The following is an 18,864-nucleotide window of genomic DNA, read 5'->3' on the forward strand; positions in this document are numbered from 1 at the left end:
GGGGCCGTCCCGGCACGCGCCGGGACGGCCCTGCCGAAGGAGTTCAAGATGAACGACCGTTCCGTGGGCGTCGAGATCGACGCCACCGCGAAGTGGCTGGAGGAGCGGGGCACAGTCGGCGCGGCCGGTCTGCTACGGCGCGTCGCGCGCCAGAGGGACGACGCCGTACGACAGCTCGGCCTTCGCCTCGCCTCGCCCTCGCACCAGGCGGGCGGCGGCGAGCGCCCCGCCCCGCGCGACTTGAACGCCGCCGCCGAAGCGGCAATGCTGCGCACCGACGTGGCACGGCTCCAGACCCTGGCCGAGCGGGCTGGCTGGGTGCCCCACCCGGCCGCGAAGCGCCTGTGGCGCTGGCGCGACGGCTGGTGGGAGCTGAGCCACCGCCGCAGGAACCCGAAGGACGGCTACCACGACACCGGCTGGTACCTGTGGGGGCCGGTCGGCAGCTACGACGGCGAGTGGGTCGACCGCCACAAGGGACCGGCCATGGCCGAAGCGGAGCGCCTGATCACCAAGCACCGTGCCGCGACTGGGGAAGGCCAGCGGTGAGCGGCCAGACAGAACTGGTCAGCGCCCGCGCCGTGCACGGTCTCGAGCCGGTGCCCGACCTCGCTGCCGCCGACCGCATCGTCATCAGCAACAGCGGCGGCGGCAAGGACAGCGTTGCCGCCATGGACGAGGCCGTACGCCTGGCCGACGAGGCCGGGGTCCGCGACCGCATGGTGGTCCTGCATATCGACCTCGGCCGTACCCCGCGCGGCCACACCGTGGAGTGGCCCGAAACCGAAGACCTGACGCGCCGCCAGGCCGCCCATTACGGGCTGCCCTTCGAGGTCCGCCGCTCGGCGAAGTGGCCGTCCCTGGTACACCGCATCCGGGCGCGCGGCCAGTTTCCTCACTTCCTGAGCCGCTTCTGTACCTCGGACATGAAGCGGAGCGTGGCGCACCGGTTCGTGACCGAGCAGGTGGACGCCCTGGGCATCACCGGCCGCCCGGCGCGGATCGTGCACGTCATGGGCTTCCGCGCGGAGGAGTCCCGCGCCCGCGCCCGGCGGCCCGCCGTCGAGACCGACCGCCGGGGCAGCAGCGGGCGGCGCACCGTGAGCCAGTGGTACCCGGTGCTGCGCTGGAGCACCGCCGAGGTCTGGCAGCGCATCCGGGACCGCGGCCTGCCCTACCACTGGGCGTACGACGCCGGCATGTCCCGACATGTTGACCGGAATACTGGCACCGACACCGTGTGTTGTGGACGCTCGGCCGTGCTGCATCGGTAGGAGGTTACGCAACCCGAATAGACGGAGTTGTGTAGCACTACCGAACGATGTGGAGCGCGATGTCGACGCAATCCGGCTCTCGCGCTGGGGCCGCGTGGTTGAGACCGACGGGTCCTCAACCGTCTCGCCCGGAAGCGCAACCGCACCCCGGTTACGCTCGGAATTCCGCTCATTCGATAGGAATCAGGCTGGCGTCAGAAGTTTCCTATCTACTGCCCCGGTGCGGTGGTGAGCAGCGTAAGGCCTGCCCAATACCATGGGGCCGAGTCCAGCTCTGCTCTTTCGTCGGGTAGCGCGCCACTTGATGTGTCGGCGATATATCGGCGCTGGCTGTTGCGCAATGCATAGGTGGCGGGAATGTTGGTAGACAACTGCTGGTAGTAGGAAGCGAGTATTTCTCCTGTGGCTTTATCAGGAACCGGATATAGCGCGGTTGTGAGCGTGACAGCTCCACGGGTAAGGGCTACTGTCGGCAGTCCAATCGGCTCCTCACCCGGATTAGGCGATAGACGCCCGGACCAGCAGGACCCAAGGACCAGGTGCGCGGGCAGACGTAGGCCGAGAAGCTGGGCAGCCGACATTCGACGGTGAGGCCTGTCCCTCAGCAGCAGACTCTGTTCTAGACCCAGCTTGTCATCCCCATGCACTGCGAGGACCGCGAGCCTATAACGATCGCCGGAGCGCAGCTTCTCCACCAGCTCTTCGGGGTCCGTTACCTCGTCCAAGCGATCGGCGTAGGCGTATAGCAGTTGCTTGCGCTCGGGCTGTGCGGCCACTCCGGCCATATAGGTCAAGGCTCGATCCGGATGATGTGCTCTGTGGGAGCTAGTGGTCTGGGGTAGCAGGCGCAAGGATGGCAGCAGCGTGATGGCCGCACGGTCAAGAAGATAGCGGTCAGCTATGTCCAGGGCTGCAAATGGGACGCCCCACAACTCTCCGCTCGGTGCGATCAGTAGGGTGGGTACTGGACCATCGTCCTCAGGATCGACGTCGCTTAGGAGTGCATAAAGCTCATCGGGTAGCAGCTTCATCGACAGTTCCCGGCGCCACGGGTGTGTGGTATCCCTCAAAAGTCGCCGGCCTGCGGCATGCCTTCCTCCTGGCCCAGAAGCTGTAAGTTCAGTCAACCAGTGATCTTCTTCATCGGAGAGGAACCGCTGCTGAATGACCGGAGGTTGGTTAGGATCTGGCGGCACCCATACCGAATACAGCAGCCGGGCCCCCAATCCGTCGCCAGGTAGCAGCCTCAACAAGAGGGCATGTACGTCGGAGGGTATGCGATTTCGCAGCTCTTGTGGCGTGGTCTGGAATCCGGTGAACACTTGCTGGAATGCGTTGCCTACCGAGGCTGCGAGCTTCGTGTGGAGCTTCGCAATCTGCGCTTCCACCGACTGGCGGTCTACATGTGGATGCTCAGCCTCTCGGCCACCCAAGTGTGAGTCGAGGGCGGTCTCAGCCATCGCTTGTTGCGTCTCAAGTTCGGCCAGAAGACGCTTCACTCCCTCTGGCAGTTCCTGCTCGCCGCCGGCGTAGCGATGAAGAAGATTGGCCAATGCCTCGCTTCGGCCAAGCTCCATGAGTTCAAAGCCTGCCCAGCCGTCACCGATATCTGAGGCCAACTGCAGTGGCAACCGATCCCACTCCCAGGTGGCGGCGAGATAGCGAGCGCGCTGCGCAGCCGCGCTACCAAGCTCTGTGCGGAGCCGCTCGCGGACGCGTACCGCATCCAGAGCGTGCTTCAGTGCCTCCGGCCAACCTTGTGGTCCCGAATTGGCCAGCACGTGGCCGAGCATCATTTGTGCTGATGCAGTTCCCTCGACGTCTCCTGCTGCTAGCTTCAAGGCAATCGCCTGCTTGACGTGGGTCCGTGCTTTGGCCCAGTCTTCGTCTTCGATGGCCGAACGAGCCATCAATGTCTTGGCATTGGCTTGCCCCACTCGATCCCCGGCGGCCTGGGCAAGGGAGTATGCCTTCTGGGCATGCCGCATCATCTGCTTGAGGTCTTTCCTCAGGTACGCGAGATCTCCGAGCGTCCGGTTGGCGTTCGCCTGCCTTTGTTTATCTCCGGATGCTTCGGCGAGGGCGAGCGAACGCAAGACATGCTGCTGAGCCACTTGCATCTCACCCCGTCTCCGTGCAAGGTCACCAAGCAGTTCGTGGGCACTTGCTTGTGCTTCATTGTCGCCGGACACCTCAGAAAACCACATTGCCTGTTGGGCGTACTTATTGGCTAGTTGAAGGTCCCTGCGTTGACGGGCTAGATCGCCCAGCAGTTGATAGGAATGCGCCCGTGCCTGCGGATCGCGCGACATTATGGCATACTTGAGCGATTGCTCTGCATTCTCTCGAGACTCGTCGAGATTTCCCCGCCAGAAGGCCAGATCTCCAAGCAATTTATGAGCCTCGGCCTGAGCCCACGGAACTTGCGCCGCCGCACCCAACTCAAGGGCTTCTTCGGCGTATCGTTGAGCGACCTCGAGTTCATCCTCCGCATAAGCGACCATCGCCCGCAAATAAAAGGCGTTGGCAAGCACTTCCGGATCACCCAAGGCGGTTGCAGATTCGACCGCACGCTCGGCGTGATCCTTTGAATTTTGCCGATCACCCCTATTGAACGCTCGTTTTCCCAGCAGTTGGTGTGCGTGGTACTGCAAATAGGGATCCTGGATCTTTACAGCGAGATCAAGCCCCTTTTCGGCACGCCGCTGTCCAGATTTGTCGCACCCTCCCCGGAAGGCCAATTCCGAGAGTTGCAAGTGTGCCTTAATTTGACCCTTTGTGTCTTTGGATATTCGAGCCAATATGAGAGCTCGTTTGGTACTCTTTCTCGCCATCCTTATCTTATTTTGCTTGCTGGCTATCTCGCCGCGGAGGAGGTGTAGCGAACTCTGCACCTCGGGAATGTTGCGGACGATAACAGCGCAAGCGGTCAGGGCTTTAGAAGCGGTCTCCAGGCTCCGGTTATGCCTCGTCAGGTCGATCGCTAGGGTGAGCAGCTCGCGACCGCGATCTGCGGGGGACAAGGAGCCGTCTTTGAGAAGGTAATCCAGCCGGGCAAGATCCTCCGGCTCCTCCGCAGTGAAGCTGCGATCCACAAAGTCTTCCTCGGTCATCCCTGGTCCTCCCCATGTCCGATGGACCTAGGGCACTGGGCCTATTGCGTTACGGAAGGTTCACGAATGCACCCGTCTTACTCAGGCCGCCAGCAGTGCTCATTTCGATCGTATCGAAGCGGCCCACTTGAGAAGTGTCGAAGATCTAGGGCACGCAGCTGCTGGTAGGCGTCCTCGGGGAGATCCGACTCTAGGATTACCTGAATGCCTGATAGGTCATCCTCCAATATGGCCGAATCCCCAGGATCACCTGTTGACTTGAAGAGATCCCGTACCGCCTTCTTGAAGGTTTGGTAGGCATCTTCACCCAGACTGCTCAGAAATGACTGCATCGGCAAACCGATCAGGACTAGCCAAGGGATTGTCTCGGCTAGGCCGCCACGCGTTCGGATGATGTCAAGGCCAGCGGACCGTAGCTTGTCCTCGAATGCCGATGCTTGGTCCCCGGCTACTCCTTCACTGAATCGAACTTCCGCGTCCATGAGGCGGGGTCCCATTGGATCCTCCAATGCGATGTCAGATTCAGCTGCTAAGAAGGCGGGAGAGAGGCTATATCTGCGTTTCTAGGAGTTCCATGCGTTTGCTCATCCGCTCGGCCTCTTTGGGGTAGCCCTGGCTACGGGCATCGTCGATACCTTTTCTGAGCCATTTGTAAGCCAGCTCACTGTGAAGCTCTGGATGCTGACGTAGAACCTCCCGGGCAGCTTGGTCGCTTGGCGCCCGCATGAAACTATTAAGTGTCTCCGCCAGTTGCTCCATCATTGCTGGCACGCTGTCGAACCAGTCGTCGCCCGCAGGTGGTTGAATCGGCACGACACTTCACCTCGCTGTTGACCTGAACTCGGCGCTCTTTTTGTCTGAAATGTAGCTGAGGGTGAAGTTGTCCCCCTCTTCAGGCCAGCACACTCCTGCGTCACCCGCATCCTGGGAGCGGTACAGCCCCGCCATAGCGTCGGTGCCGCTGGGGCCAACTCGCCGCCGCGGCACTTCGACGGGCGGCGCAGTGGAGGCCGGCGCGTTGTTTCCCGACAGGCATCTCGCCACTCACAGAAGGGCCGGGAGTAACTGACCGTTCCGCAGCGTCGACTGCCCGGAACACATCACTAGTCCGAAAAAGCCTCTCGTGCAGCCTGTGCGTTCTCGCCTCCGTCCCGGACCTGACCTGCGCGGCCGGGCTCCGCCCCGAGCCGGCGCGCGAGTACGCCGACTTGGAGGAGGAGATGGGCGTCCCGTTCCAGCAGGAGCTGCCGATGGCCGAGGTGATCCGGCGGGCGGGAGGTGTCGCGTGACGGCCGAACTCCAAAGCGCCCCGGTGACGGTGCCGAGCGTGCAGGAGAAAGGGGAGTGGCAGCCGCGGGTCGTCGGCCTCGACCTGTCGCTGACCTCGACCGGCATCGCGGGAACGGACTGGGCGCGCGCCTACCGGCCCGGCCGCCGCTGCAGCCACGAGCGGCTGGACTGGCTGGTCGCGGCCGTCTCGCTGAGCGTGAAGGACGGCCGGGCACCACGAGCTGGCCGGGCTGTGGTGGCTGGTCACGCAGTACCTGTGGCGTCACCGCATCCCCTACGCCGTGGTGACCCCGCACGGGCGCACGATCTACGCGACCGGCCGGGCCAACCCGGCCCAGGACTTCCCGCGCAAGGACCGGGCCCGGATCGCGAAGGGCATGGTGCGCTCGGTGGCCGTCGAGCGGTACGGCGTCCCGTGCGAAGGGCCGGGCCGCTACGACCAGGCGGACGCCACGATCCTCGCCGCGATGGGACTCGACTGGCTCGGCTACCCGACCGTGCCGGTACCCGACTCGCACCGCCGTGCGCTGGAGGCCGTCCGCTGGCCCGATCTCATTCCGGCAGCCGCGAATTAGGAAATTGAATTGCGGAAATTAAATGCGCATTCAGTCGGCCATACCTTGCTTCTGGGGTATTTGCCATTAAGATATAAGTGAGGAATTCGGGAAACGCCCGAATGGAAAGGGGAATTGGAATGGAAACCCAGAACCACGGATGCGGCTGCGAGTGCAACAGCGGCGGCTTCTGCGGCGGCTGCGGCCACGCCGGATGCGGCGGACGCCGCTAACCATCCCCGAACCCCAGCAGCACCCCGCGCCCCCGGCCGACAGCCGGGGCCGCACCCATACGCGCAAGCGCCTCTTGGAGACCCAATGACCGACTACTCGCCCGGAGTCCGCGAACTCGCCCACCAGATAGGGCTCGACCCCGAGCACGTCGCATACGCCGTCCGCTTCGCCTCGCACACCTTCGCCCGCGTGCAAGTGACGACCGGCATGACCCTCGACCAGTTCCGCCGCCTGTTCACCCAGGACCGGCACTCCATCGCCATCGTCGCGAACCTTGCGATGCGCCACGCCGGCCGCCGCGAGGACGCCCAACTCCTCATGACCATCTACAAGGCCGCCGTCGGCCGCCTCCCGTACGAGCGCCCCCTTCACACCGGCGTCGGCACCCTGCCCGAATGCCACGGCCACCCGCACGTCCAGGCCGCCGTACGCATCCTGACCGCCGCCGGAATGCCGCCCATCCACACCGACGGCGTCCACGAACTGCGCCCCGGCTTCCAGGTCATGCCGGACGACACCGGAGACCTGCCCGGCTGGGTGTTCATCAAGCCCGACCCCGACGCCAAGGGCCGCACCGGCTTCGCGGGCGGAGACCTCGGCTACCTCGCCGTCATGCGCTGGGCCGGATGGGGCGTCATCACCGAACGCCTCCCCGGCGGCCTGTACGCCGCCTGCCACCCCGACTACCGGGACAACCCCTTCCCCACCGCCCCCACCTCCTGACCCCGCCCGTGCCCGGCCGCCCCGCGCGGCCGGGCACGGCCCACCAGAAAGGCATCAGCCCGTGAAGCTCCCCGTTGACGACGCCACCCTGGCGGCCTGGGCCGCCCTGCTCGGCCTCACCGACAAGCAGACCGCCGCGACCCTCGCCGAGATCGAGAAGACCCTGCGCATCGGCTACGAGCACCGCCCCGACGAGCTGCGCGACACCAGCTTCGACCAGCTCATCAGCGACATGGACACCGACGAGGCGGCCCTGATGTTCCTCATCAACGGCCTGCGCCAGGCCGGGTACCCCGCCGCTGCCTACGACGTCGAGATCCGCGGCATCTTCGCCACCCTCCGGGACCTCCAGCAGACCAGCTGACCCCGCTCCCCAACCCATCCACACGCCGCCCCGGCCGCGCACCGCGCACCGGGGCGGCCCCATGCGCGCCCGCAGAAAGGAATCCGCCGTCATGTCCGACGACTTCTTGCCCCGCGCGGCAGCCCCGGCCACCGCCGCGCGTCCCGCGCCGTCGTGGGCGAAGAAGCCCCCGCCCCAGTCCAAGGCCCGCCCCACCGGCAAGATCACCGCCCGCCGCTACGCCGCCCCGCGCGACCCGCACGAGCACGCCCGCAAGATCGCGGAGAACGTCCTCGACGCCTGGTACCAGTCCTTCGGCGGCAGCAGCATCGACGTCCCCCTCGGCACCGTCGCCGGACTCTCCCTGCTGCGCAACGTGCCCGGCCTGGCGGACTGGGTGCTCAACCTCCAGCCCGAACAACTTCCGCAGCTCCTCACGGAGATCTACCTCGGACACTGGATCAAGCGCCCCGACCTGATCAACCGCGCGATACGCCTTCACGATTGGGCCTGGAACCCCAACCCCGACAAGCAGCAGCTCCGCGCCGTCCACGCCGTCACCCGCGCCGCCATCAACACCGGCCTGATGGACCTCACCGGCCACGACGACCCCGGGCAACGCTCCGAAGCCGACGTCCTCAGCCCCCTGCTCACCGGCCTCCGCCACAAGAGCGACAAGAAGTGGCGCGGCGAGTACCACACGCCGGCGTGCGTCACCGACCTGCTCGCCAACATGACCGTGGACAAGGACTTCGCCAAGCCAGGCATGTCTTTCCGCGAACCCGCCGTCGGCTCCGGCACGATGTTCCGCTCCGTCGCCCAACGCCTGCGCGATCTCGGCCTCAACCCGCACGACTTCCACTGGTACGGCAACGACATCGACTCGCTGTCCGCCGGGTGCGCCGCCGTCAACGCGATCATCTGGGACCTCGGCCCGCGCTGCCTCATCGGCTGCGCCGACTCCCTCGCACCGGAAGACGACTACGCCAAGACCCGCGCCGAAGCCAAAGAAGCCTTCGAGCAGCGCGACCGGTACATGGAGACCGCCAGCACGATCGTCGCCTGGCGCCGCGCCTTCGACCTGGTCGACCAGCTCATGCCCAGCGAAGAGAACGCCGCGTGACCGAACCCGACCCCTTCGACCGACCCGGCACCACCCCCACGCCGCGCCGTCGACGCCCGGCCTTCGCCGGACCCCGCGACGAGATCGACCTGCCGCCCCTCGACCAGCTCGCCCCCACCCTCGACCCGCCGTGGAGCAAGGAGGACACCGACACCCCTGACCGCACCGTCGCCTACCAGCACCCCGACGGCCACCGCATCGGCCTGCGAGTCCAGTCCCGCGGCCTCGCCATTCAGACCTGGATCACCGCAGGCCCGGACCTGCCGCCGATCCCCGACGGCACCGACATCGAGCAAGCCGAAGCACAAGCCGCCAACGACGCCCGGCTCCAGCCCGGCCGGACCTGGCACGCCGTCCTCACCACACGCACCAGCGAAGCCCTGGCCGCCGACCTCGCCGCGCTCGTCCGCGAACGGCTGCTCCCAGCCCTCACGGACAAGCCACGCGGCATGCCCGCCCCCGCTCCGCCCGCCCGTATCGGGCAGCCCGACACCGCATCGCAGAAGGAAGGAACCCAGAAGTGAGCACGCCCGACAACACCGTGCAGGTCACCAGCCTGCCCAACCTCGCCCAGATCCTGCCGTACCTCCTCGGCCACTACCCGGACGACAGCATCGCCCTCCACGCGCCCGGCCCGAACTTCCATGACGGGCCGACCATGACGTGCCCCCTCCCCGACGACAGCGCCGAGTGGCAGGCCACCGCCGAGCACGCTGCCCGCCAGTTCGTGGCCTACGCCCACGACCGCGGCCATGACCTCGCTGAGGGCGTCATCATCTATCTCTGCCGCGAACCGCGCCCCGGCCAGAGCCCCGAGGACACCGCCGCGCTCCTCGCCCCCGTCGGCACCTGGCTCACGAACGAGTTCATGGAGCACCGCGCCAACGTCCTCCAGACGATCGGCCTCGTCGCGGACCGGTGGTGGGCTTACGAGTGCGACATCGACGGGTGCTGCGAGGGCGACCCGCTCCCGTCGCCCGACGACCCCACCAGCGTCGCCGCACAGATGACCAGCCTCGGCCGCACTCCCGGCCCCCGCACCCGCGACATCATCAAGGAGTTCCGGGCGGCCACGGCAGACCCCGCGTTCCTCCAGGACCTGCACACCGCCGCCGACCACTTCAACTCGCGGTGCGCGACCAACGCCGGACGCGACGCCACGCTCGCGTTGACGCTGGAACAAATCGACGCCGCCATGGCCCGGTTCCGTGACGGGGCGACCGCCCTCAGCCGCGCCCTGACCACGCAGCTCATCGTCGGCCTGCAAGACGACGCCGCCGTGGAGGCCGGCGTGGCCCACGCGGAGGACGGCGACCTTCCCCACGCCCGACGCTTGTGGGCCTACCTCGCGCGGCACTGCGCTGAACCGTTCACACAGGAGGCCGTGCCCATCCTGACGCTGTTCGCGTTCGTCGCCTGGCGGCAAGGCGACCTCATCGCCGCGCGGCTGGCCCTACGCGACGCCATCACCACCGACCCCGACTACGAGCTGGCCACTGGCATACACCTCGGCACGATCGACGGCGAAGACCCCCGAAACTGGCTCGCCTCCGCCCGCGAGGGCCGTGCCCACCGCCTGACGCACCTTCAGCACGCCGTCGAGGTCGCCAGCGAATACCGCCCTGCCACCGACACCACCGCGGTGCGCTACCGCGAAGCCCTCGACGCAGCAGCCACCCACTACTACGACCAGGTCCAGACCGAGGACGGCCGACTCCTCGCCCGCTTCGGCACCATCGACATCGTCAACGGAGCCTTGGCCGACTTCCGCAACGGCCGTCCCCAGCTCATGGACGAGATCTCCGCCCGCATCATCCTCGGCCTGCAAGATCTGCACACGAGGGACGCCGCGCTGTCCACCGGCGAGGAGAGCGACCTTCCCTACGAGCGGCAACTGTGGGGCTACCTCGCCCGGCGCTGCGTGCCGCCGCACACCAAAAAGGCTCCGCCGCTCCTCACCCTCCTCGGCTGGGTCGCCTGGCGGCAGGGCGACACCGTCACCGCCAGCCACGCCTTCGCCGAAGCCCTCGACAGCAACCCCGGCTACACGATGGCCAAGCTGCTGCTCGACGGCATCCGCACCGAGTGCGACCCGGCCCGGCTCCTGGCGACGTACCGCGAGGCTGCGGCGGAGTTCGCCGCAAGCCGACCCGACCTCGACACCCTCTGACCAACACGGTGGCCCCGGCAACCGCCGGGGCCCCTGGAGACGCACCTCATGACCACGCCTGACGAACGCTGTGGCGCCGTCACACGCCACACCGACTACCTGCCCCACTACCGCGACAAGAACAGCAACAGCCGCGACCGCTGGCGCATCGCCTGGGGACACCCCGGCTTCACCCATCACACACCGCCCGAACCCACCGCCGATCACCAGCCCACCGTCCTCGTCCGCAACTGGGGCCGCCTCGCCCCGGACGGATCCGGCGACCTCTGGACCTACCTCCACCGAGGTGCATGCCTCGGCTGCACCTGGGAAGGCCCCGACCGCCGACGAACTGACCAAGCCGTCGAAGACGCCCACGACCACACCCACGAGGGATGGCGCGACCTCCCGCCACTCCCCGAACGCCGAGGCCGGCACTGGACCACCCACGCCACGCACCTGTACCCGAAGGGTTGGTTCGACACAGGCGGGCCCGTGCGCACCATCCGCACAGGAATCGAGAAACGGCACCTGCCCGGCAAAGCGCCCGGAGGCGGCTACGACCTCGCCGTACAACCGCCAAGGACGGAGCATCGGACAGCGATCATCGAAACGCTGCTCCCGGAGTACCACGAGAGCGAGGCGGCGTGAGCGACCCCAAGTCCGTCACGTGGCTCCGACCCGAGTACAAGGGACGCGAAGACGAACTGATCAACCTCGCCGCCGGAGCAGCCCTCGTCGGCGTCACTCGCTCCACCGTCAGCGACTGGGCCAAGCGCCACGCAACCTTCCCGAAGATCGTTTTGCTGACGGGTATCGGCGACAGGCGCGTGAAGTACATCCCCCGCGACGAGTTCCTGTCCTTCGCCCACGCACAGATGAACAAGGAACGCACGCCAGCCCGTAAACCGGCCGCCCGCCGGCCCACGACCCTTCTGCGATCAGACGAGATTGCTCACTCCGAACGGCAGATAGCCAGGCTCACTGAGCTGGAGGCACGTCAAGCAAGGGCCCTCGCGCGCACCCAACAGGCACTGAGGAAGCACCGCGAACGCCTCAGGCAGGCTCGGCAGGCGCTCGCCGCAGAGATCGCCGCAGTGCACCACCTCGAACAAACGGAAGGCGCATCAGGCGTGGACTCCGCAACACCAGGAGGAGGAAGCATCCCGGAGTGACCTCGCAACGAGGCTGCTCACCGCAGACAGGGCCGCGCTCTTGGGTGCAGATGGTGCGGCCCTGTCGCATCGGTCAGGAGTGCGGCTAGCGATGCTCGCACTACACGAAGGCGAGGCACGCCTCCCCTCAGAAAGTGCTCCAAGCCGATGCGTGCGCCTCCGGACCGTAGGGACTCCACCCGTTGAGGTGCGGCTTGAGATCTTCCGGCTCGAACGTCAGCCCGGACGGCATGGTCGGTAGTTGTGTCAGCGGGTCGAGGGTCTCTGCGTAGTCGCGCGCCCACCGCAACCAGACACGAGCCGATTCGACGTCGACGTCCTCGTCCACCGCTACATTGATCCTGCGCTCCAGAGCGTCGCAGTACTGTCGGAGCGCATCCGCATCCTGCCACTGCCTTGCCTGCTCACGGAGAATCGTTGCGAAGCGAGCCTGAGCAGCCTTCTCTTTGGCGGTAGCCATGGCCGCTTCCCAGCTGATGCGGCGCTCTTCCTTCGCGCGTTCCTCATCCAGCTTCCTCTGCTGCTCCTCGACCGCGCGAGTCTCCAGTTCCCGGAGCACGATCCCGAGGACGTCCTCGAGTTTCGACCGCTTGCGGTCGCCCCAGTGGTGCTGCCTCTTGGACCGGCTGTACCCGATGTCCAGAGCGAGCTGCTGAGAGCGGTCTGGATCGGCAGACTGGGGAAACTCCTGCTTGATAGTGACGCAGCTGGTGAAGCCGTCGATAACGATCTCCAGCACCCCTTCCCGACAACTCGCGGGGAAGTACCGGCCGTTGTAATAGTGCGCTGAACGGTGGTCACGCTCAGGGACCCGCTGCTCGCGTACGTTGTATCCCCGGCGTTCCGCCTCTGCTGCGAGCCCTTGCAACAGCAGCAAAGCACGGCGACGCAGAGAGGGCGGCATAAGAAGCCGGCGCTCGCTGTCTCGCAAGGCCGCCACGACGCGGTGCGGCGAGCGCAACTGCCCGGGGACTGAAACCCGCGGGTTCTCCTCTGGGGACCTCCGCCCAGAGTTGGCATGTGGGCCGTCTACCAACGAGATTTGCAGATCACGGCCCGCGTTCCACAGTCGCTGCTTCTCGATGCGCTTGCCCGCCGGCGCGAGTTTGTGCCGCTTGGCGAAGTCGATGACACGTCGCCACTCGGTGATCTCATCCTCGTCAGGCTCTGATATGACCACATGGCGCTCGGCGACCAATCGTTCCACGAGCTTGGTCGCTTTTGCGCGGCGTGCGACGGGGATGGGCCTTTCGCTGTACGGCGTTGGCTGCTTCTTATGGGTGGTCGCCGGCTTGCTCCCATGAGCTGTCGCCGTTGTCGTGGAGCCGCGGACCCTGCCCTTCGCCACGGTAACCGGTGCCTTCGACTCACCAGCAGCCGTGCGCCCGTGTGCCGGATGCTCCGGATGATGACCGTGCTGCAGGTAGAACCGCCCTGCCTCAGTAACTTCCGCCCGCCAGCCGCCACCCCGGCGGCTCACCGTCACGAGACCCCGATCGCGCAGCGCATAGGTTGACCGCCGCATGCCCGGATCCTGAGCGCCGGGATCCTCGTCGGCAGCAAGTTTCCTGAGGAGCGTGAGTTGTCGATCGTTCAACGCTTTCCAGCGGTGCATGCGACAAGTTCACAAGGAAACAAGGCGGGTCACAAGTGGCCGTCGATGCCCTCGACCAGTGTGTCAGCACGCAGCCGGGCGGACATGCTCGCCCTGCTCGGGGCCGACTTCGGTACTCTTGTCCGCAGGCGGCTGACCAGTAGAAACGCCGTATGGCTCCACCCCCGGGCGAAGGGGGCGGAGTCCCTTCCGTCTGTAAGGCACTCCGCTGCGTGAGAGTTCGAGACCTCGTCTTCCCCCACGCTCAACCTGCATTGATCCAGCTGACGTCCCCAAGCGCCTCCTCCCGGAAGGCTCTCGGGAGACCGCCAGTGGACACGCAGTGGACGGAAGGACCCGGAAGGATCAGGAAGGCCGGCGCAGAGCCAGAACGGCGAGGTGCGTCTGACCTGCGGTTATAGGAAGATCGAGGCAAGAATGGGGCTGGATCGGAAGATCAGAAAAGGACTCATAATCCGTCGGCCGTGGGTTCGAGTCCCACCCGCCCCACCGCGCACCGGACACGCAGAAGCGTTTCTAGCTGCGGACACGTGACAAAGGAGGGCCGCCACGCCAGCGTGGCGGCCCTCCTTCACTCCCTCAGACCAAGATCCAGGGGACGCGCAGGGGACACGGTCAGGCGACATGCGAGTCATAGCCGGAATCGGTCGTATCGCCTGATTGGCGCCGTGGGTGGAAGGCGTCGAGCGAGCCTCGGCTCTGGGCTGCCTCTTCCGTACGCCGGGGCGCCGCAGTTCCGGGGCGGGCATATCGGCGGTCGGCGTGTTTGCACTGGAGCGCCCGCAATCCGCTGCCAGCTCGGCCCACCGCTACGAACGGGACGAGCAGTTGGGTGCTCTCTGTTGGCGGCGTCCCCACGTTTTGGGGCCGGTGCTGATTCTTCGGACCGAGTCAGTAGTGGTATCGAGCCTGGACGATGATCAACTCATCGTCGGTCGGCTTGTACACGAGTCGGTGCGTGTCGTCGATTCTCCGAGACCAGTAGCCCGACAGGTCACCCTTCAGGGGCTCCGGCTTGCCGATGCCCTTGAAGGGATCGCGCATGGTGTCGTCGATCAGCTTGTTGATGCGCTTGACCATCTTGCGGTCACTCTCGGCCCAGTAGGTGTAGTCCTCCCAGGCGTGGGACGTGAACGAGATCTTCACGCACGCTCCGCGTCGGGGTCGATCAGCGCGCGGTTCTGGGCCTTGCCGGCCTCTGCCTCGGCGATTGAGTCGAGCAGGCGGCGGGCGTTCTTGGGGGAGCGCAGGAGGTGCACTGTCTCGGTCCAGGAGCTGAAGTCCTCTTCGGACATGAGCACGGCGTTCCCCTTGCGGGAAGTGATGTGAACCGGAGCGTGATCCTCGTTGACCTGCTCGATCAGCGGGAACAGGTTCTGACGCGCCTCGCTGGCGGTGATGGACATGCTTGCTGCCTCCTTTCTCGACTTGTACAAGATATAGTACGAGTCTTGATCGTGTCCACAGATCCCGGCGCGTCCGCTGAAGTGGTGTAGCGAAGCCACTCGGTGGTCTCGTTTGCGGCTATGCAGTGGGCTCGGTGGGCAGGGCGGCCTGTCTCGCCGTTTTCTGTCCCGATCGGGTAGAGGCGGCCGTTGGCCGGCGAAGTCAAGTCCCATGTGGCGGGGGCCTCCACCCACTCGTCGTTCAGCTCGGTCGGCACCGCGCCTTCCGCGGTTGAATACCGGTGTGGCGCGGAAAGTGGTGGGATTCGACGAGGACGATCTGAGGGCGCTGGCCGGGGCTCGGTCCTTCGAGCGGGGGCTGGGGTATCTGGACGCGGTGAGCGGACTGGAGGTGGGGGAGGGCTCGGTCACCGCCGTGGTGCACGGTACGGATGTCTACGCGGTGGAGCTCACTCTCGGTGGCGGCGAGGGCATCTCGGGGTGGTGCGACTGCCCGTACGGGCAGGAGGGCAACTTCTGCAAGCACTGTGTGGCGGTCGGGATGACCGTGCTGCGGCGGGCGAAGACGATCCCGCATCAGCGGGCCGCGGCACGGGCGCGGTCTTCCGCCTTGGAGGCGTGGCTTTCGGCGCTGTCACGCCAGGAACTCCTGGTGCTGGTTCGGGAGCGGATCGCCGAGGACCGGGAACTGCGTCGGCGTCTGGAGCTGCGGGCAGCCGCTGCTCGTTCCGACCTCGGTACGGTCCGGGATCGGATCATCGCCCTGATCGATCCGCGGCCGTTCGCCCGGTACGGGTACATCGAGTACGCGGATGCCTCCGGGTATGCGCGGCAAGTCGCCGAGGCGGCGGGCGCCCTGCGCGCCTTGACCGCCGACGGGCAGGCGGCACAGGCGGTCGGCCTGGCCGAGGAGGCGATCCGGGTGCTGGGGGAGGCATACGGGGAGATCGACGACTCCGACGGTGTGGTCGGGGAGGCCGCCGCCGCGTTGGTCGAAGCCCATGTGGAGGCCTGCGGGGTCGCCCGCCCTGATCCGGATCGGCAGGCCGAGTGGCTGGTCGGCACGGTGCTCGACGACAGCAACGACATGACGGCCCTGGATCCGCTCGACTATGCCGACGTGCTGGGGCCGAGCGGACTGGCCCGCGTGCGGCAGCTGGCGGCCGAGGCACTCAGGCGCAGGCCGTCCGGCTGGGCGGAGCGGTACCTGATGGAGCGTCTGGTCAAGGCGGAGGGCGATGTCGACGCGCTGGTCGCGTTGCACGCGCAGGACCTCGACCCGTCCGGTGCCGCCCATCTGCTCATCGCCGAGGAGCTGGAATCGGCGGGCCGCGCGGACGAGGCACTTGCCTGGGTGGAGCGGGGGCTGCGGGACTGCGCCGCCGAGACACATATCGACGGTCGTCTGGCCGACCATGTGTGCGCCCGGTACGCGAAGGCGGGGCGGGCGGACGACGTGGTTGCGGTGCGGCGGGACCGGTTCCGTGTCGAGCGGTCTCTGGCCGCCTACCGGCAGCTGCGGGCTGCCGCTCAGACAGCGCAGTGCTGGGAGGCCGAGCGCGCGGCGGCGCTGGCCACCCTGGAGGAGGACGCCCGTCGTGAGCGCGGCGGAAGGTACGGCGGGCCCGTGCTGATCGACGCGTTGCTCGACGACGGCGACCTGGACGCCGCCTGGCGGGAGGCCCCCGGCCGCGCCGACGACCGGCAGTGGGAGCAGCTCGCCGACCTGTCGCGCCAGACACGTCCGGCCGAGGCGCTCGGCGTGTACCTGCGGCTGGTCGATCGATGGAAGGAGCCGACCGGGGACCGCGCCTACGAGCGCCTGGCACGGCTGCTGCTGGGTGCACGTGAGTGCCATCGTGCCCTGGGGACCGAGGACGCGTTCGCCGCACATCTCGCCGGTCTGCGGGCGGAACTGAAACGCAGGCGCAAGCTGATGAGCATTCTCGACCGGCATGGGCTGTGAAGGCGGGCGGGCCCGGTGGGCATGAGCGAGAGGGGCACGAACGAGCAGGAGGACACCGGGGGGTGCTCGAGCAGCCCGCGGCAGCCCGCCGCACCCGTCGACCGCGACCGCCTGACTCGGCTGCTCGGCGGGCCCGACCTCGCCTGGCTGATCGACCGCGTACGCCGCCGTATGGCGCGGGGCGAACGCCTCACCGGCCCGGTCACGCTGACCGCCCCCACCTCCGCGCAGCGAGCCGCCGCCGAACGGCTGCTGGGCCGCGCCCCCGGCGCAGGACGTGGGCTGAGCGTTCGCCTTGAGGCCGTGGACGCCGTCCTGCGCCGCTCGGGCGTCAGCCCCGACGGCCTGGGTGCCGCCGTCACCGCCCTCACCGGACCCGTCACCCGACTGGCCGACGTGCGCGAGCGGGAGGAGCGCGCCTGGCGGGAGGCGTACACGCCGCTCGATGAACTCGTCCGTACCCACCCCCAGCTGGGCGACTGGGCGGAGAGGATCGTCTCGGACGGCCTCGTACGCCGGCTCGCCCGCACCCCGCAGGCGGCGAAGAACCTGCTGGGCGACACCGCCCAGGCCCTGCGCGGGCTGCCGGCCGTTCCCGCCGTGTCCCTGCCCGTCTTCGCAGGCGCCACATTCGGTGACGCCCACGCCCTCGACGAAGGCACCCCGCTCGCCACCCTCGTCCTGTCGGGCGTCCGCGTTCTGACGGGCTTCCCGGCCGGCAGTGGAGCCGAGTGGCGCCGCGAGGCATGGGCGTCGGCCGGGCTCCTCAAGGATGCCCTTTCCTCCACGGTCCTCACGCTGGGCCTGCGCGGCACCCCCGCCCTGGACCGGTTGGCGGACGAGGGCGAACCGGCGGTCCTGACGCTGCGGCAGCTCACCCGGCAACCACCGCACACGGCGTCGGCCGTCGTCCGCGTCTGCGAGAACCCGGCCGTCCTGGCCTCCGCGGCCGACGCCCTGGGCACCGCCTGCCCGCCGCTGGTCTGCCTCCAGGGCCAGCCCTCGGCCGCCGCCCTGACTCTGCTGCGTCACCTGCGCACCCACGGAAGCACGTTGCGCTACCACGGTGACTTCGACTGGGGCGGCCTGCGTATCGCCTCAGCCCTGCTGCGCCGCATCCCGTGGCACCCCTGGCGTTACACGGCCGCCGAGTATCGCAACGCGGTCGCCGCCGCCCCACTGGCTTCGCCCCTGACCGGCACGCCGACCACTGCCGCGTGGGACCCGGACCTGCCCGCGGCCCTCACCGAACTCGGCGTGCGTATCGAGGAGGAGACCGTGGTCGACGACCTGCTGGCCGACCTCGGCCGCTGAGCGGGGGCGCGCCAGGGGACACGCAGGGGACGGAAGGATCCGGAAGAATCAGGAAGGCCGAGGCAGAGCCAGAGCAGCCAAACGTCTCTGACCTGCGGCTACAGGAAGATCGAGGCAATACGGGGGACTAATCGGAAGATCATGAAAGGACTCATAATCCGTCGGCCGTGGGTTCGAGTCCCACCCGCCCCACCGCGCACCGGACACGCAGAAGCGTTTCTAGCTGCGGACACGTGACAAAGGAGGGCCGCCACGCCAGCGTGGCGGCCCTCCTTCACTCCCTCGGACGTGCCGGGGTCACCAGGCCGGGTCGTGGGTCACCGGGTCGATGTGGAGAAGTGGTTCGTCCGGCGGCGTGGGCGTGTCCCGGCTCGTGGCGTCCCGCCGGACGTCCCGGATCGCGCGCGCGAGCTTGCGCACATGGGGGTCGTCGCTCCGCAGCAGATGGTCGACCGCCTCCTGGGGTGTGCTGCGCACCACCGCCAGCAGCTCCTGGAAGGCCGGATCGGTCGGGGACATAGGGCCTCCGGTGGCTGCTCGCTCGTCGACCTTGAGCCATTGATGGGTCCCATCGGGTCATCACTA

18 protein-coding genes are annotated in these 18,864 nt (G+C 67.4%); 12 read left to right on the top strand and 6 right to left on the bottom strand.

The features are described from left to right. Positions 1-48: 48 nt before the first annotated feature. Both ACZ5CZ_RS12025 and ACZ5CZ_RS12030 read left to right on the top strand, forming a co-directional pair. Complete coding sequence (locus tag ACZ5CZ_RS12025) at positions 49-549, top strand: hypothetical protein (protein WP_468941824.1); 501 nt, start codon at positions 49-51, stop codon at positions 547-549. Then, on the top strand, positions 546-1,274 hold the full coding sequence (locus ACZ5CZ_RS12030) for a phosphoadenosine phosphosulfate reductase domain-containing protein (RefSeq protein WP_468941826.1): 729 nt from the start codon (positions 546-548) through the stop codon (positions 1,272-1,274). The genes ACZ5CZ_RS12025 and ACZ5CZ_RS12030 overlap by 4 nt, the downstream gene beginning before the upstream one ends. A 209-nt stretch (positions 1,275-1,483) precedes the next feature. On the opposite strand, the gene ACZ5CZ_RS12035 is transcribed toward ACZ5CZ_RS12030, so the two are convergent. Together ACZ5CZ_RS12035 and ACZ5CZ_RS12040 are read right to left on the bottom strand one after the other, a co-directional pair. Continuing rightward, on the bottom strand, positions 1,484-4,387 hold the full coding sequence (locus ACZ5CZ_RS12035) for a CHAT domain-containing protein (protein ID WP_468941829.1): 2,904 nt from the start codon (positions 4,385-4,387) through the stop codon (positions 1,484-1,486). Between the two features lie 549 nt (positions 4,388-4,936). Beyond that, positions 4,937-5,200 (bottom strand): hypothetical protein, encoded by a 264-nt coding sequence (locus ACZ5CZ_RS12040; RefSeq protein ID WP_468941832.1) that lies wholly within the window; start codon positions 5,198-5,200, stop codon positions 4,937-4,939. 758 nt (positions 5,201-5,958) lie between these two features. Between ACZ5CZ_RS12040 and ACZ5CZ_RS12045 the strand changes: the two genes are divergently transcribed. From ACZ5CZ_RS12045 to ACZ5CZ_RS12080, 8 genes are all read left to right on the top strand, one after another. After that, positions 5,959-6,252 (top strand): hypothetical protein, encoded by a 294-nt coding sequence (locus tag ACZ5CZ_RS12045; protein WP_468941834.1) that lies wholly within the window; start codon positions 5,959-5,961, stop codon positions 6,250-6,252. Positions 6,253-6,549: 297 nt separating this feature from the next. After that, positions 6,550-7,188, top strand: coding sequence for a hypothetical protein (locus tag ACZ5CZ_RS12050; protein WP_383372370.1), 639 nt, complete (start codon positions 6,550-6,552; stop codon positions 7,186-7,188). Positions 7,189-7,249: 61 nt separating this feature from the next. After that, the gene (locus ACZ5CZ_RS12055; protein WP_073751632.1) at positions 7,250-7,552 is read left to right on the top strand and encodes a hypothetical protein; all 303 of its coding nucleotides are present in this window, start codon (positions 7,250-7,252) and stop codon (positions 7,550-7,552) included. 91 nt (positions 7,553-7,643) lie between these two features. Then, positions 7,644-8,654 carry an N-6 DNA methylase gene (locus tag ACZ5CZ_RS12060; RefSeq protein WP_468941839.1) on the top strand — a complete coding sequence of 337 codons (1,011 nt, stop codon included), beginning with the start codon at positions 7,644-7,646 and terminating at the stop codon, positions 8,652-8,654. After that, positions 8,651-9,178 (top strand): hypothetical protein, encoded by a 528-nt coding sequence (locus ACZ5CZ_RS12065; protein WP_468941842.1) that lies wholly within the window; start codon positions 8,651-8,653, stop codon positions 9,176-9,178. Before ACZ5CZ_RS12060 ends, ACZ5CZ_RS12065 begins: the two co-directional genes overlap by 4 nt. Next, positions 9,175-10,824, top strand: a complete 1,650-nt coding sequence (locus tag ACZ5CZ_RS12070; RefSeq protein WP_468941845.1) for a DUF4192 family protein — start codon at positions 9,175-9,177, stop codon at positions 10,822-10,824. Before ACZ5CZ_RS12065 ends, ACZ5CZ_RS12070 begins: the two co-directional genes overlap by 4 nt. Positions 10,825-10,872: 48 nt before the next feature. Next, positions 10,873-11,454, top strand: a complete 582-nt coding sequence (locus ACZ5CZ_RS12075) for a DUF6349 family protein (RefSeq protein ID WP_383371643.1) — start codon at positions 10,873-10,875, stop codon at positions 11,452-11,454. Then, positions 11,451-11,978 (top strand): hypothetical protein, encoded by a 528-nt coding sequence (locus tag ACZ5CZ_RS12080; protein ID WP_468941849.1) that lies wholly within the window; start codon positions 11,451-11,453, stop codon positions 11,976-11,978. Before ACZ5CZ_RS12075 ends, ACZ5CZ_RS12080 begins: the two co-directional genes overlap by 4 nt. Before the next feature lie 127 nt (positions 11,979-12,105). On the opposite strand, the gene ACZ5CZ_RS12085 is transcribed toward ACZ5CZ_RS12080, so the two are convergent. The 3 genes from ACZ5CZ_RS12085 to ACZ5CZ_RS12095 all read right to left on the bottom strand — a co-directional run bounded on the left by ACZ5CZ_RS12085 (position 12,106) and on the right by ACZ5CZ_RS12095 (position 14,999). Beyond that, positions 12,106-13,593, bottom strand: a complete 1,488-nt coding sequence (locus ACZ5CZ_RS12085; protein WP_383371641.1) for a hypothetical protein — start codon at positions 13,591-13,593, stop codon at positions 12,106-12,108. Positions 13,594-14,484: 891 nt separating this feature from the next. After that, positions 14,485-14,739: a Txe/YoeB family addiction module toxin gene (locus ACZ5CZ_RS12090; RefSeq protein ID WP_385844740.1), complete on the bottom strand. Its 255-nt coding sequence runs from the start codon at positions 14,737-14,739 to the stop codon at positions 14,485-14,487. Then, positions 14,736-14,999: a type II toxin-antitoxin system Phd/YefM family antitoxin gene (locus tag ACZ5CZ_RS12095; RefSeq protein WP_351228691.1), complete on the bottom strand. Its 264-nt coding sequence runs from the start codon at positions 14,997-14,999 to the stop codon at positions 14,736-14,738. Before ACZ5CZ_RS12095 ends, ACZ5CZ_RS12090 begins: the two co-directional genes overlap by 4 nt. A gap of 295 nt (positions 15,000-15,294) precedes the next feature. Here ACZ5CZ_RS12095 and ACZ5CZ_RS12100 point away from each other — a divergent pair, with 295 nt between their 5' ends. Both ACZ5CZ_RS12100 and ACZ5CZ_RS12105 read left to right on the top strand, forming a co-directional pair. Beyond that, positions 15,295-16,965 (top strand): SWIM zinc finger family protein, encoded by a 1,671-nt coding sequence (locus tag ACZ5CZ_RS12100; RefSeq protein ID WP_468942093.1) that lies wholly within the window; start codon positions 15,295-15,297, stop codon positions 16,963-16,965. Positions 16,966-16,986: 21 nt separating this feature from the next. Beyond that, positions 16,987-18,279 (top strand): TIGR02679 family protein, encoded by a 1,293-nt coding sequence (locus ACZ5CZ_RS12105; RefSeq protein ID WP_468941854.1) that lies wholly within the window; start codon positions 16,987-16,989, stop codon positions 18,277-18,279. A 297-nt stretch (positions 18,280-18,576) separates the two neighbouring features. Here the strand turns inward: ACZ5CZ_RS12105 and ACZ5CZ_RS12110 are convergent, their stop codons facing one another. Continuing rightward, entirely contained in the window at positions 18,577-18,798 is a 222-nt protein-coding gene (locus tag ACZ5CZ_RS12110) for a hypothetical protein (RefSeq protein ID WP_468941857.1), read from the bottom strand. Positions 18,799-18,864 lie beyond the last annotated feature (66 nt).

This window comes from Streptomyces sp. NPDC031418, assembly GCF_055581605.1.

Bases quoted from the DNA above. Each gene is read 5' to 3' on its own strand.
- ACZ5CZ_RS12050 (WP_383372370.1), top strand. From the start codon at position 6,550: ATGACCGACTACTCGCCCGGAGTCCGCGAACTCGCCCACCAGATAGGG.
- ACZ5CZ_RS12025 (WP_468941824.1), top strand. From the start codon at position 49: ATGAACGACCGTTCCGTGGGCGTCGAGATCGACGCCACCGCGAAGTGG.
- ACZ5CZ_RS12075 (WP_383371643.1), top strand. From the start codon at position 10,873: ATGACCACGCCTGACGAACGCTGTGGCGCCGTCACACGCCACACCGAC.
- ACZ5CZ_RS12085 (WP_383371641.1), bottom strand. From the start codon at position 13,593: ATGCACCGCTGGAAAGCGTTGAACGATCGACAACTCACGCTCCTCAGG.
- ACZ5CZ_RS12060 (WP_468941839.1), top strand. From the start codon at position 7,644: ATGTCCGACGACTTCTTGCCCCGCGCGGCAGCCCCGGCCACCGCCGCG.
- ACZ5CZ_RS12105 (WP_468941854.1), top strand. From the start codon at position 16,987: ATGAGCGAGAGGGGCACGAACGAGCAGGAGGACACCGGGGGGTGCTCG.
- ACZ5CZ_RS12095 (WP_351228691.1), bottom strand. From the start codon at position 14,999: ATGTCCATCACCGCCAGCGAGGCGCGTCAGAACCTGTTCCCGCTGATC.
- ACZ5CZ_RS12110 (WP_468941857.1), bottom strand. From the start codon at position 18,798: ATGTCCCCGACCGATCCGGCCTTCCAGGAGCTGCTGGCGGTGGTGCGC.
- ACZ5CZ_RS12035 (WP_468941829.1), bottom strand. From the start codon at position 4,387: ATGACCGAGGAAGACTTTGTGGATCGCAGCTTCACTGCGGAGGAGCCG.